Origin of the sequence: Desulfacinum hydrothermale DSM 13146 (assembly GCF_900176285.1) — a bacterium.
Classification (GTDB): domain Bacteria; phylum Desulfobacterota; class Syntrophobacteria; order Syntrophobacterales; family DSM-9756; genus Desulfacinum; species Desulfacinum hydrothermale.
Genome location: NZ_FWXF01000012.1, coordinates 24,381 through 37,035 on the forward strand (window position 1 = coordinate 24,381; position 12,655 = coordinate 37,035).

Genomic DNA, 12,655 nt, shown 5'->3' on the forward strand with positions numbered 1-12,655 from the left:
GCAGGTGGGGAGAACCGGGGAAGGTGCCGGCGCGCTCCCCCATCACGACGCGATGAGCGAGACGGCCCCCAGGCACAGCACCACCCCCAGCCACTGGAACCCGGCCACCCGCTCCTTGAGGATCACGGCGGCCAGCACCACCGTGGCCGCCGGGTACATGGACGTGAGCACGGCCGCCACATCCATACGGGCATTTTGCTGGGCCAGCATGTAGAAGACGTTGCCGCCCGCATCCAGAACTCCCGCCAGGAGGGCGGCCGGGCTTTGGGCCGGCGACGGAACACCCTGACGGAGCAGCGCCACCATTCCAAGGGCCACCACGAAAGAGGCGGCCTTGGCCACCACCAGGGGGGCAAAGATTCCCGAGGAAGCCGCCTGGGCGATACACACGAAGTAGCTTCCAAATCCCAGCCCGGCGGTGAGCCCGGCCCCCAGGCCCTTCAGACCCAGCCCCCGGCCGTTGGCGGCCGATCGGGCCACCAGCCAGATCCCCAGCCCTCCCAACACAAAACCCGCATAGGTTCTACCGCCAGGCGGTCCCTCCAAAAAGGTCCCGACCACGACCGGAAAAAGGGCCCCGACCACGGCGCTGCTGGGAGCCACCACGGCGGCACTGCCCACGGCCAGACCGTGGTAGAGGGCGGCGATGCCGAGGGCTCCCAGGGAACCGGCGGCAAGGGCCCACAGGGTATCCTCGACTTGGGGAAAGGATTCCCGGTAGAACCAGGCACACAACGTGAGGACGGCCACAGCCGTCAGGCTTCCCAGAATCAGGGCCTGAAAGGAGCTGATCCTTTTGGAAGCCACCCCGCCGCTGAAATCCGAACTTCCCCAGCTCAAGGCCGCCAGTAATCCGCATCCCACTCCCAAAGACGAAAAGGCTTCCAACGAGTCCTTCACTCCTTCCGGGGCATCAGGCCCCGGCGCCCCCCAGACCGGAACGCCTCAATCTCGGCCCCGCTTTTCCGGCGGGACGTATTCGCAGTCCATGCGTCCGCAATAGTCACCCACGTATTCGGCCTTGGGCCGGTAGAGGGCCGGCTTCCCCTGCGCCTCTGCGAACTTTTCCTCGATGATGTGCGCGCACCAACCGGCGATGCGCGATACCGCGAAGATGCAGGTCATGAGATCGCCCGGAAAGCCCAGAATGTGATACACGGAGGCGCTGTAAAAGTCCACATTGGGCTGGATGCCCTTCTTGCCCCGCTTTTCCAATTCCGCCATGGCCGCCTCTTCAATGGCCGCCGTCATCTCAGGCCACTTTGTCTGGCCCGTCTTTTCGCCCAACTGAAACGCCAGTTCCTTCAGGATCCGGGCGCGGGGATCCAGCGTTTTGTAGACGGCATGGCCCATGCCCATGATCCGTTCCTTCCGGTCCAGCCGGTCCCGCACCCAGGCGGCGATGTCCGTCACGCCGTCGCGGTCGATCTTTTGAAGCATCTCCATGACCCGGGCATTGGCCCCGCCGTGCAATTCCCCGGAAAGCGCCCCCACGCCTGCCGCCACCCCGGCATACATGTGCGCCCGGGTGGACACCACTTCCCGGCACGCGAAAGTGGAGGCATTGAAGGTGTGGTCCGCATGGAGGATGAGACACACGTCCATGATGCGGGCTGTTTCCTCATCGGGCTTCTTGCCCAACACCTGCCACAGGAAGTTACCGGCATGGCTCAAGGCATCGTCGGGCGGCAGCACGTCCAAGCCCTGGCGAATCCGGTGCCAGGCGCCCACCACGGCGGGAAGGCGGGCGATCAGGCGCAGGGCCATGGTCACGTTGGCCTCTCGGCTTTCGTCCCCCAGATCCGGGTCGTCCATGGCCAAAAGGGGTATGGAGGCCTGCAGGGCATCCATGGGATGGGCGCCCCGGGGCCATGCCTTCATGGCCTCGATCACGAAGCCGGGAAGCGCTCGAAACTCCCGGAGCTTTGCCTCGAAGGCTTGCAGCTCCTCCGGGCTGGGCAGAAATTCGTGGAGCAAGAGATAGGCCGTCTCGGGAAAGGTGGATCGGAGGGCCAGATCCTCGATCCGGTATCCCCGGTAGATGAGAACCCCCCGCTCTCCATCGATATAGCTGATCTTGGTGTCGGCCACCGTGATGCCTCGAAGGCCCACATTTTTCGTCCGAACCGTCTGTTCCGCCATCCTAGGCCTCCTTTTTTTAAGGAATGGGGAGTCGATGCCATGCGATCGGGACCCTATGGACTCACCCCTCACTTCACATAACGCTGGGCCCAGGCGGCGATCACCCGCCCCGCATACTGGGCGTCTTCCTTGCTGGAAAGAAGATGATCGGCCGCATCCAGCGAGATGAAGCTCTTGGGGTGCCTTGCCGCCTTGAAGATCCTTTCAGCGTTTGCCATACCCACCACCTGGTCCGCGGGCGAATGAAGGATCAGCAGGGCTCTGCCCAGCCGCGCCAGGTTCGTCGGCATCTCCTCCTCGTTGAATCGTTCGAGAAACGGCCTGCCGATGCGTATCCGCCGGCCGCCCAGGTCGATTTCGGCCACTCCGTTTCGCTCGATGGCCTTCCAAGCCCCGGCGAACAGCCGGGTCACGTGATGGGGGCTGTAGGGCGCGCCGATGACGGCCACTGCCCGGCAGGATGCCACGGACCTGGCCGCCTGAAGCACAGCCGCCCCACCCAGGGAATGCCCCACGAGCAGAGCGGGGGCGTGGCCCTCCCCTTCCATGAAGCGGGCGGCGTCCAGCACGTCCTCCACGTGGGAGATGAAACCGGTGCCCGCGAAATCCCCCCCGCTCTCCCCCAACCCGGTGAAGTCGAAGCGGAACACGCCGTATCCAGCATCCGTCAGGGCCTTGGAAAGATGGACCGCAATGCCCAGGTTCTTGGAACAGGTAAAGCAGTGGGCGAAAAGCACCGCGGCCACCGGCTTTCCCTGGGACGGCAGATCCATGCGTGCCGAAAGCGGCACGCCGTTTCGGTTTTGAAATGTCCGGGGCTCCGTTTTCATGGCTCTTCCCTCCGCGTCACGGCGGGGTGGCCCGGGCCACCGTCACCACTCCCACGCAAGCGGCCCGCGCCGTCTTGAGTGCCCGCGCACATTCGCTCAAGGTGGTCCCCGTGGTAAAAACGTCGTCAATCACCACGATCTTCCTTCCCTTCACGCGGTGGGGGTTCAGAACCTGAAAAGCCCCCCGCACATTCTCCAATCGCTCCCGTCGCGACAGCCGGGTCTGGGGCATGGTCTTGCGCCGCCTTTCCAGCACCTTCTCCACCCTGTGTCCGGTCCGGCGCGCCAGTCTATGGGCCAGCACCGAGGCCTGGTTGAACCCGCGCTGGCGGATCCGGTGCGGATGCAAGGGCACGGGCACCAGAAAATCCGCCGCCGACAGCATGTCCCGGGTGTGGGGATTGCGCAGGATCAGAGCCGCCAACGCCTCGGCCCAATGCAGGCTTCCGTGGAACTTGAGTTCCAGGATTCCTTTTTGAACCGCCTCTTCGTACACGGCCGCCGAACGGGCCCGATCGAAACGAAAGCGTCCCTCCAGGCATTCCCCGCAGCGGTGGTCCGGCATGGCTTCCGTGGCCGGGTAGGGCCTGCCGCACAGGGGGCACAAGGGAGACCCCACGAGCCGGACGCGATCCAGGCATCCGCAGCACCATCCGCTCACGGGTAGATCCAAGCCGGCGGCCCCGCACGCGGCGCACACCGGTGGAAGGATCCAGTCCGAAAGACGTCTGAGAAGATCTCGGACCCTTTCCATCAAGCCAGTCCGCCGTGTCCCCCGAGGAGCAGGCGATCCAGAAAGTGACCGCCGCTTCACGCTTCGGGGGTAAAGTCCAGCAGGCACCATTGCCCATCCTGGTGGCCGTTCAGACACCGCATTCCCAAGGATTCGTAGGCGTCCCGCACCCTGCGTGCATGCTCGATCAGAACCCCGCTCAAGGCCAGACGGCCGCCCTTTTTCACCTTGGGCACCAGTTGGGCTGCCATTTGAAGCAGGGGCTCCGCCTGGATGTTGGCCACCACCCGGTGGAAGTCTCCTTCCACGTTGTCCACCGAGCCGTGCACAAAAACGAGGCTTCCCGCCTCGGGATTGGCCTGCAGGTTTTCCCGGGCCACCTCGATGGCTTCCGGGTCGTTGTCCACGCCCACCACCGGGGTGCATCCCAGAAGCGAGGCCGCGATGGCCAGGATCCCCGAACCGGTGCCCACGTCCAAAAGGCTCAAAGATTCCTCGGCGTCTTGCCCAGGGCACACATCTTCCAACCACCGAAGGCAAAGACGTGTGGTTTCGTGATGGCCCGTGCCGAACGCCCGCCCTGGATCGATCCAAAGGACCCGATCTCCGGGTTCGGGATCGTAGGCTTCCCAGGTAGGGGCCACCACGAACCGGCGCCCCACACGAAGCGGCTTGAAGCCTTCTTTCCATCGGGCATTCCAATCCTGGTCGGGGCAAAAGGAAATCGTGAGAGTCGGCTTTGCAGGAAGCTTCAGGGTGTGGGCCCAGGTGGAAAGGAACCCTTCCAGGTCCCCTTGCCAGCCGGCATCGGGGACCTCCGATGGTACATAGAGAAGGATCCCGTCTTCCTGGATTTCAGCGCCCATGGCATAGCGCTGGGTCAGGGCCCCCGCCAGCTCCTCTGCCCACGACGGATCGGCGGAAATCCGCACGACCCACCAACCCTTTTCCATCGATCGCTCTCCTTTGTCTTCCAATCTCTTCAGGCTCTTTCCAAGCATGTTCCATAATGATAAGGTCCCATCCCGGTGCCTGCAGCACCCTATCAAAAGGAACGGTTTTCGGGGAGGATTTCAATGGCCGTTGTGGCAATTATTCCCGCCCGCTACGCGTCCACGCGCTTTCCAGGCAAGCCCTTGGCTCCGATCCTGGGGCAACCCATGATCCAGTGGGTTTACGAACGGGCCCGGCAATGCCGCCGGTTGGATCGAGTGGTGGTGGCCACCGACGACGGGCGCATCCTGGAAGCGGTCCGATCCTTCGGCGGAGAAGCGGTGATGACCCGCACGGATCACTCCAGCGGCACGGACCGCCTGGCGGAAGCCGCCCACATCCTGGGCCTTCAGGCACACGACCTGGTGGTCAACATCCAGGGGGACGAACCGGGTGTGTCCCCGGAGATGATCGAAGCCCTCATTGCCGAGGCCCTGCGCCCCCCTCTCCTTGCCATGGCCACCTTGGCCTTTCCGTGCCAGTCCGCCGGTGATTACACCGATCCCAACGTGGTCAAGGTGGTTCGGAACGCCCAGGGAAACGCCCTCTACTTTTCCCGATCCCCCATTCCCTGCCGGCGGGACGCCCAGGACGAACCCATGACCTTTCTCAAGCATCTGGGCCTGTACGCCTACCGCAAAGAATTTCTTTGCCGCTTCACCCGACTGGCCCCCACACCCTTGGAACGCATGGAAAGGCTGGAGCAACTGAGAGCCCTGGAGCACGGATACACGATTCGCGTCGGCTTGTCCCCCAGCGAGACGGTGGGGGTGGACACTCCCGAGGATCTGCGGCATGCGGAAAGGCGTCTGAAAAGCTGAGGCACCGCCCCCCTTGGAGAGATCCGTTTCCGGCCCGCCGGATCCCGCCACGCCCGAGTGCCGGCCGTCTTTCATCCCAGCGGAACAGGACCGGGCAACGGCGAAGCGATGGGCGAACCGGCTTGCACTGAAACCAAATATGGGTAGAATTGTTTGATTTTGAAAAGATCAAGGATCGCACCCCTAGAAACCGAGAGGTTCGCATGACAGCTCCTTGGAAACGCCCCCGGGCCCTTCTCGTCCTGGAAGACGGTACGGTTTTCAAAGGCTATGCCTTTGCATCGGCCGAACAGGGCCGCGCCCTGGGAGAGGTGGTCTTCAACACGGCCATGACCGGCTACCAGGAAGTGTTGACCGATCCGTCCTACAAGGGACAGATCGTCACCATGACCTACCCCCTCACGGGCAACTACGGGATCAACGACGAGGACATGGAATCGGCCGCCATCCAGGTGGAGGCCTTCATCATCAAGGAGTACCAGGATTTTCCAAGCAACTGGCGGAGCCGAAAGTCGTTGGCCCAGTTCCTGGAAGAGCACCGCGTCCTGGGCATCGAAGGCATCGACACCCGGCGCCTGACTCGACACATCCGTCTGGCGGGAGCCCTGCGGGGCGTGATCGCCACAGACACGGACGACGTGGGGGCACTCTTGGATCAGGTGCGGGACTTCCCGGGCCTCAAAGGCGTGGACATGGTCCGACGGGTCACCTGCTCGCGGCCCTATCGCTGGGAGAAGGGGCCGCAGCCGGATGCCGCCTGGCGCGAAGACAAGCCCGACTTTCGGGTGGCGGCCCTGGACTTCGGCGTCAAATACAACATCCTTCGCAACCTGGAACGCTGCGGCTGCCAGGTGCTGGTCTTTCCCGCTACGGCGAGCCCGGAGGAGATCCTGGCCACGCAGCCGGACGGCATCTTCCTTTCCAACGGTCCGGGGGACCCGGCTGCGGTGACTTATGGCATCGAAACGGTGCGCAAACTTCTGGGAACGAAGCCCATGTTCGGCATCTGCCTGGGACACCAGCTCATGGGCCTGGCCCTGGGAGGCCGCACCTTCAAGCTCAAATTCGGTCACCGCGGGGCCAATCAGCCGGTCAAGGACCTGAGCACGGGACGCGTGGAGGTCACCTCCCAGAACCACGGGTTCTGCGTGGACCTGGAATCCATGCAAGACATCCCGGTTCGCCTCACCCACATCAACCTGAACGACAACACCCTGGAAGGCATGGAGCATCTGGAGATGCCCGCCTTCAGTGTCCAGTACCATCCGGAAGCGGCGCCCGGTCCCCACGACGCCACCTACCTCTTTGAGCGTTTTGTGAACCTGATCCGAAAGGACAAGGGACTTCAGGACTAGGATCCAACCCAGCGGAGCGAACACTTCATGCCCAAACGCACGGACATCAAGAAAATCCTCGTGATCGGTTCCGGTCCCATCGTGATCGGTCAGGCGTGCGAGTTCGACTATTCCGGCACCCAAGCGTGCAAGGCCCTGCGCGAGGAAGGCTACCAGATCGTTTTGATCAACAGCAACCCGGCCACCATCATGACCGATCCGGAAACGGCGGATCGCACCTACATCGAACCCATCACGGCGGAGGCGGTGGCCAAGGTGATTCGCCGGGAGCGGCCCGACGCGCTGCTTCCCACCCTGGGGGGACAGACGGGGCTGAACACGGCCGTCAAGGTGGCCGAGATGGGGGTGCTGGAAGAATACGGCGTGGAAATGATCGGAGCCCGGGTGGACACCATCCGCAAGGCCGAAGATCGGGCCCTCTTTCGCCAGGCCATGGAACGCATCGGGCTGAAGGTCCCCCGAAGCGGCATCGCCCACAGTGAACAGGAAGCCCTGGCCATCGCCCACGAGATCGGATTTCCCATCATCTCGCGTCCCGCCTTCACCCTGGGCGGCACGGGCGGAGGGGTCGCCTACAACCTGGAGGAACTGGTGGAGCTGGCCCGGACGGGCCTGGACGCCAGCCTGATCGGTCAGGTCATGCTGGAAGAGTCCGTGCTGGGCTGGAAGGAATTCGAACTGGAAGTGATGCGCGACCACATGGACAACGTGGTGATCATCTGTTCCATCGAGAACATGGATCCCATGGGCGTGCATACGGGCGATTCCATCACGGTGGCTCCCGCCCAGACCCTGACCGACGCGGAATACCAGAAGATGCGCGACGCCGCCATAGCGATCCTGAGGGAGATCGGGGTGGAAACGGGAGGCTCCAACGTCCAGTTCGCCATCAACCCGGAAGACGGGGACATGGTGGTGATCGAGATGAATCCCCGGGTGTCGCGATCTTCGGCCCTGGCCTCCAAGGCCACGGGATTTCCCATCGCCAAGATCGCCGCCAAGCTGGCCGTGGGCTTTTCCCTGGACGAGCTGGCCAACGACATCACCCGGGAAACCAAGGCGTCCTTTGAGCCCACCATCGACTACGTGGTGACCAAGGTGCCGCGGTTCACCTTCGAAAAGTTTCCCAACACGGACGATCTGCTCACCACGTCCATGAAGTCGGTGGGCGAGACCATGGCCATCGGCCGCACTTTCAAGGAATCGCTTCAGAAGGCCGTCCGGTCCCTGGAAGTCGGCCGGTACGGCTTCACGGATCCCGATCCGGTGGTCTCCCCGGACCGGATCGAAGAATTGAAGCAGAGCCTGCGGCGCCCCCATTCCAAGCGCCTGTTCCAGATCGCCGAGGCCCTGAAGCTGGGCCTGGATCTGGACGAAATCCACCGGCTCACCTGGATCGACCCCTGGTTTCTCCACCACATTCGGGAAATCGTGCAGATGGAGCAGGCCATCCGGGAAGAAGACTTCCTGAGTGATCCCGAAAAGCTGCGCCTGGCCAAGTCCTGGGGTTTTTCGGACGTGCGCCTGGGCCGGCTGACGGGAACCGACGAGGAGACCATCAGCCGAAAACGGCGCCAATTGGGCATCCGGCCCGTCTACAAGCTGGTGGACACCTGTGCGGCCGAGTTTGAAGCCTACACGCCCTACTTCTATTCCACCTACGAAGAGGAAGACGAGGCGCGCCCGACGGAGCACACCAAGGTGGCCATTCTGGGCGGCGGTCCCAACCGGATCGGGCAGGGCATCGAATTCGACTACTGCTGTGTCCATGCGAGTTTCGCGCTGCGCGAAATGGGCGTCGAATCCATCATGGTCAATTCCAACCCGGAGACGGTTTCCACGGACTACGACACCTCCGACAAGCTCTACTTCGAGCCGCTCACGCGCGAAGACGTGCTGCACATCCTGGAAACCGAAAAACCCCATGGGCTGATTGTCCAGTTTGGAGGCCAGACCCCTCTCAACCTGGCGGTTCCGCTGGAAAAGGCGGGAGCAAGAATCATCGGCACGAGCCCGGACGCCATCGATCTGGCCGAAGACCGCAAGCGTTTCCAGAAGCTCATCCAGAAACTGGGCCTGAAACAGCCTCGAAACGCCACGGCCTTCACAGCCGATGAAGCCGCCCGGGCGGCACGTGAGATCGGATACCCGGTGGTGGTCCGTCCTTCCTACGTGCTGGGAGGCCGGGCCATGGAAATCGTCTACGACGAACACATGCTGCGCGAATTCATGGAGACGGCCGTAAAGGTCTCCCCGGGGCATCCCATCCTGATCGACCACTTCCTGGAGGACGCCATCGAATTGGACGTGGACGCGGTCTGTGACGGGGAACGCACCGTCATCGGTGGGATCATGGAGCACATCGAAGCCGCGGGCATCCACTCCGGAGACAGCGCCTGTGTGCTTCCGCCCATCAGCCTGTCCCGGGAGGTCCAGGAAGAGATCAAGCGCCAGACCCGCCTTCTGGCCCACGGCCTCAACGTGGTGGGCCTGATGAACGTCCAGTTCGCCATCCAGAAGGGCGAAATCTATATCCTGGAGGTCAATCCCCGGGCGTCCCGAACCGTTCCGTTCGTGAGCAAGGCCGTCGGCGTACCGCTGGCCAAGATCGCCACCAAGGTCATGATGGGGCGTAAGTTGAGCGAACTGGGGTTCACCGAGGAGGTGGAACCGAAGCATCTTTCGGTCAAGGAGGCGGTCTTTCCCTTTTCGCGCTTTCCCAACGTGGATATCCTGCTGGGGCCGGAAATGAAATCCACCGGGGAAGTGATGGGCATCGGCCCCACTTTCGGAATCGCCTACGCCAAGGCCCAGGCGGCTTCCGGCTTCGATCTGCCCCGATCGGGAACGGTCTTCGTGAGCGTGCACGACCGGGACAAGCTCAAGGTGGTGAAGGTGGCCCGCAAGTTTTCGGACTTGGGTTTCAAGATCATCGCCACCGCCGGAACGCGACGTTTTTTGGAAGAAAACGGGATCGACGCCACCCTGGTCCATAAGCTCAGCGAGGGACGGCCTCACGTGGTGGATCACATCAAGAACAACCAGGTGCAGATGGTGATCAATACGTCCCTGGGAAAGCGGACCTTTTCGGATGCCTACCTCATCCGACGTGCCACACTGCTGTACAACATCCCTTATGCCACCACCATCGCGGGAGCCATGGCCATGGCCGAAGCCGTGGAGCAGTTGCAACGCGGCGACTGGAACGTGAAGACGATCCAGGAATACCACAAGGAATCCCAAAAATGAGATGCTCCCTTTCCGTTCCACATGCCGGTTACTCACCCAGTAAGCGCGAAGAATGCGGCGTCTTCGGCGTGTACGGACACCCGGAAGCGGCCAAGCTCGCCTACTTCGGCCTGTATGCCCTGCAGCACCGCGGTCAGGAAAGCGCCGGCATCACCAGCTCCGACGGCTGCCAAATCTATGACTACAAGCACATGGGCCTGGTGTACGAGGTCTTCAAGGAAGAAACCCTCAAGGGGCTCAAGGGCGACCTGGCCATCGGCCACGTTCGCTATTCCACCACCGGCGCCTCGCGGCTGGCCAACGCCCAGCCTTTCGTGGTCCTGCACAAGGGCGAATACTATTGCGTCGCCCACAACGGGAACCTGGTCAACGCCACCGCCCTTCGGCGCGAGCTGGAGCGGGAAGGGACCATCTTTCAGTCCACCATGGACACGGAAGTGATCGTCCACCTACTGGCCCGAAACCTGGGGCTGGGCCTGGAGGAAGCCCTGGCCCGGGCCCTGGGCCGCGTGCAGGGGGCCTATTCCATCATTTTGTGCACCCGGGACAAGCTCATCGGCACCCGGGACCCCCGGGGGTTCCGTCCTCTGTGTCTGGGGGAACTGAACGGCGCCTACGTGCTGTCCTCGGAAACCTGCGCCCTGGACCTGATTGAAGCCACCTACATCCGCGACGTGGAACCGGGGGAGATCGTCATCATCGACAAGAACGGCCTGCGTTCCTTCAAGCCCTTCGCGCCTGTCCGCCCGGCCCACTGCATCTTCGAATTCATCTATTTCGCCCGTCCGGACAGCCTCATCTTCGGGCAAAACGTCTACGCGTTCCGAAAGCGCCTGGGCCACCTCATGGCCCGGGAAAACCGGCTGCAGGCCGACCTGGTCATGCCCTTCCCCGATTCCGGCAACTACGCGGCGCTTGGTTTTGCCGAAGAGTCCCGCATTCCGTTGGAGATGGGTGTGATTCGCAACCACTACGTGGGGCGCACCTTCATCCAACCGTCCCAGACCATGCGGGACTTCGGGGTGCGAATCAAACTGAACCCGGTCCGCCAGATCCTCAAAGACAAGCGGGTCATCATCGTCGAGGATTCCATCATTCGGGGGACCACCACCCGCACTCGAATCAAGACACTGCGGGAAGCCGGCGCCCGGGAAGTGCACATGGTGGTGAGCTGCCCGCCCCACAAGCATCCGTGCCCCTACGGTATCGACTTTTCCACCAAGGGCGAGCTGATCGCAGCGCAGCATACGGTGGAGGAAATCCGCGATTTCATCGGCCTGGACTCCCTGTCGTACCTCTCCCTGGAAGGCCTGCTCCAAGGCGCCCAGGCTCCCATGGACGACCATCCTTATTGCCTGGCCTGCTTCACCGGACAGTATCCCGTGACCTTCACGGAAGAGTTTCGAAAAGACTGCTTCGAAAGAACCTAAGTCACCAACCCATCACGATCACCACTGACGGTACCCTTCGAATCAATGGAAGAAATGAAGGAATGATGGATACACAAACCGCTCACAAACAGCGCCCCCGTTGCGACGCCACGCTGAACCGAAAGGACCTGATCCGGATCGCCAAGGACGTGCTCCGGATCGAGGCCGAAGGGGTCCTCACCCTGATGGAACATGTGGACGAATCCTTTGCGCTCGCCGTGGAGATGATCCTGGAGTCCAAGGGGCGGGTGATTGTCACCGGGGTGGGCAAATCGGGAATCGTGGGCCGCAAGATCGTGGCCACCTTGAGCAGCACCGGCACCCCGGCCCTTTTCCTGCACCCGGTGGAAGCCATGCACGGAGACCTGGGTATGGTGCGCCCGGAGGACATCGTGCTGGCCCTTTCCAACAGCGGGGAAACGGACGAGATCAACTTCATCCTGCCCAGTCTGCGGTCCCTGGGCACTCGGATCCTGGCCTTCACGGGCAACCTGCAGTCCACGCTGGCAACCCACAGCGATCTGGCCATCTATACCGGTGTGCCGCGGGAAGCCTGCCCCTTGGGGCTGGCCCCCACCGCCAGCTCCACGGCCATGCTGGCCATGGGCGACGCCCTGGCCGTGGCGCTCATCAAGGTGCGGGACTTCAAGGCCCGGGACTTTCGCCGCTTTCATCCCGGCGGCCAACTGGGCCAGCAGCTGCAGGCGAAGGTCTCGGAACTGATGCGCCGCGGGGAGGCCGTTCCCGTGGTCGCTCCCGACCTGTCGCTCGTGGAGGCGATACGCTATATTTCCCAAAAGGGCCTGGGGGCCACGCTGGTGGCCGACGCATCGGAAACCCTGCTGGGCATCCTCACGGATGGGGACCTGCGGCGGGCCATCGAAAGATGGGGCACCCTGGACGACCGGTCGGTGGCGGATGTGATGACACGATCGCCGCGAACCATCCCGCCCCACAAGAAGGTGGGCGAAGCCATCGAGATCATGGAAAAGCACCTGGTCACCGTCCTGCCGGTCACCGACGCCCGGAACCGCATCCTGGGAATCCTGCACCTGCACGATCTGTTGGGCATGGGCCGCATCCGCTTCGCCATATGAGGGAT

Annotated in this window: 10 protein-coding genes; 5 read left to right on the top strand and 5 right to left on the bottom strand. The window is 62.9% G+C overall.

The window, feature by feature from the left end:
• Nucleotides 1-42: 42 nt before the first annotated feature.
• The 5 genes from B9A12_RS11055 to prmA form a co-directional block, all read right to left on the bottom strand.
• Nucleotides 43-900 carry a DMT family transporter gene (locus B9A12_RS11055; protein WP_084057959.1) on the bottom strand — a complete coding sequence of 286 codons (858 nt, stop codon included), beginning with the start codon at nt 898-900 and terminating at the stop codon, nt 43-45.
• 45 nt (nt 901-945) lie between these two features.
• The gene (locus B9A12_RS11060; protein ID WP_084057960.1) at nt 946-2,142 is read right to left on the bottom strand and encodes a citrate synthase; all 1,197 of its coding nucleotides are present in this window, start codon (nt 2,140-2,142) and stop codon (nt 946-948) included.
• A gap of 68 nt (nt 2,143-2,210) precedes the next feature.
• Entirely contained in the window at nt 2,211-2,972 is a 762-nt protein-coding gene (locus B9A12_RS11065; RefSeq protein WP_084057961.1) for an alpha/beta hydrolase family protein, read from the bottom strand.
• 16 nt (nt 2,973-2,988) lie between these two features.
• Nucleotides 2,989-3,726: a ComF family protein gene (locus tag B9A12_RS11070; protein WP_170920544.1), complete on the bottom strand. Its 738-nt coding sequence runs from the start codon at nt 3,724-3,726 to the stop codon at nt 2,989-2,991.
• A 56-nt stretch (nt 3,727-3,782) separates the two neighbouring features.
• The gene (prmA, locus tag B9A12_RS11075) at nt 3,783-4,658 is read right to left on the bottom strand and encodes a 50S ribosomal protein L11 methyltransferase (RefSeq protein WP_170920545.1); all 876 of its coding nucleotides are present in this window, start codon (nt 4,656-4,658) and stop codon (nt 3,783-3,785) included.
• A gap of 123 nt (nt 4,659-4,781) precedes the next feature.
• On the opposite strand from prmA, the gene kdsB reads away from it, so the two are divergent.
• The 5 genes from kdsB to B9A12_RS11100 all read left to right on the top strand — a co-directional run bounded on the left by kdsB (nt 4,782) and on the right by B9A12_RS11100 (nt 12,650).
• Nucleotides 4,782-5,519, top strand: coding sequence for a 3-deoxy-manno-octulosonate cytidylyltransferase (kdsB, locus tag B9A12_RS11080; protein ID WP_084057964.1), 738 nt, complete (start codon nt 4,782-4,784; stop codon nt 5,517-5,519).
• Nucleotides 5,520-5,722: 203 nt separating this feature from the next.
• On the top strand, nt 5,723-6,874 hold the full coding sequence (carA, locus tag B9A12_RS11085) for a glutamine-hydrolyzing carbamoyl-phosphate synthase small subunit (RefSeq protein WP_084057965.1): 1,152 nt from the start codon (nt 5,723-5,725) through the stop codon (nt 6,872-6,874).
• A gap of 27 nt (nt 6,875-6,901) precedes the next feature.
• Nucleotides 6,902-10,123, top strand: a complete 3,222-nt coding sequence (gene carB, locus B9A12_RS11090; protein WP_084057966.1) for a carbamoyl-phosphate synthase large subunit — start codon at nt 6,902-6,904, stop codon at nt 10,121-10,123.
• A complete protein-coding gene (gene purF / locus B9A12_RS11095) occupies nt 10,120-11,553 on the top strand; it encodes an amidophosphoribosyltransferase (protein ID WP_084057967.1) in 1,434 nt (477 codons plus the stop codon). The genes carB and purF overlap by 4 nt, the downstream gene beginning before the upstream one ends.
• A gap of 62 nt (nt 11,554-11,615) precedes the next feature.
• On the top strand, nt 11,616-12,650 hold the full coding sequence (locus B9A12_RS11100) for a KpsF/GutQ family sugar-phosphate isomerase (protein ID WP_245802429.1): 1,035 nt from the start codon (nt 11,616-11,618) through the stop codon (nt 12,648-12,650).
• The last annotated feature ends 5 nt before the right edge of the window (nt 12,651-12,655 follow it).

Excerpts from the sequence above, each read along its gene's own strand:
- B9A12_RS11060 (WP_084057960.1), bottom strand. The coding sequence starts at position 2,142 with ATGGCGGAACAGACGGTTCGGACGAAAAATGTGGGCCTTCGAGGCATC.
- B9A12_RS11065 (WP_084057961.1), bottom strand. The coding sequence starts at position 2,972 with ATGAAAACGGAGCCCCGGACATTTCAAAACCGAAACGGCGTGCCGCTT.
- B9A12_RS11070 (WP_170920544.1), bottom strand. The coding sequence starts at position 3,726 with ATGGAAAGGGTCCGAGATCTTCTCAGACGTCTTTCGGACTGGATCCTT.
- prmA (WP_170920545.1), bottom strand. The coding sequence starts at position 4,658 with ATGGAAAAGGGTTGGTGGGTCGTGCGGATTTCCGCCGATCCGTCGTGG.
- kdsB (WP_084057964.1), top strand. The coding sequence starts at position 4,782 with ATGGCCGTTGTGGCAATTATTCCCGCCCGCTACGCGTCCACGCGCTTT.
- carA (WP_084057965.1), top strand. The coding sequence starts at position 5,723 with ATGACAGCTCCTTGGAAACGCCCCCGGGCCCTTCTCGTCCTGGAAGAC.
- carB (WP_084057966.1), top strand. The coding sequence starts at position 6,902 with ATGCCCAAACGCACGGACATCAAGAAAATCCTCGTGATCGGTTCCGGT.
- purF (WP_084057967.1), top strand. The coding sequence starts at position 10,120 with ATGAGATGCTCCCTTTCCGTTCCACATGCCGGTTACTCACCCAGTAAG.
- B9A12_RS11100 (WP_245802429.1), top strand. The coding sequence starts at position 11,616 with ATGATGGATACACAAACCGCTCACAAACAGCGCCCCCGTTGCGACGCC.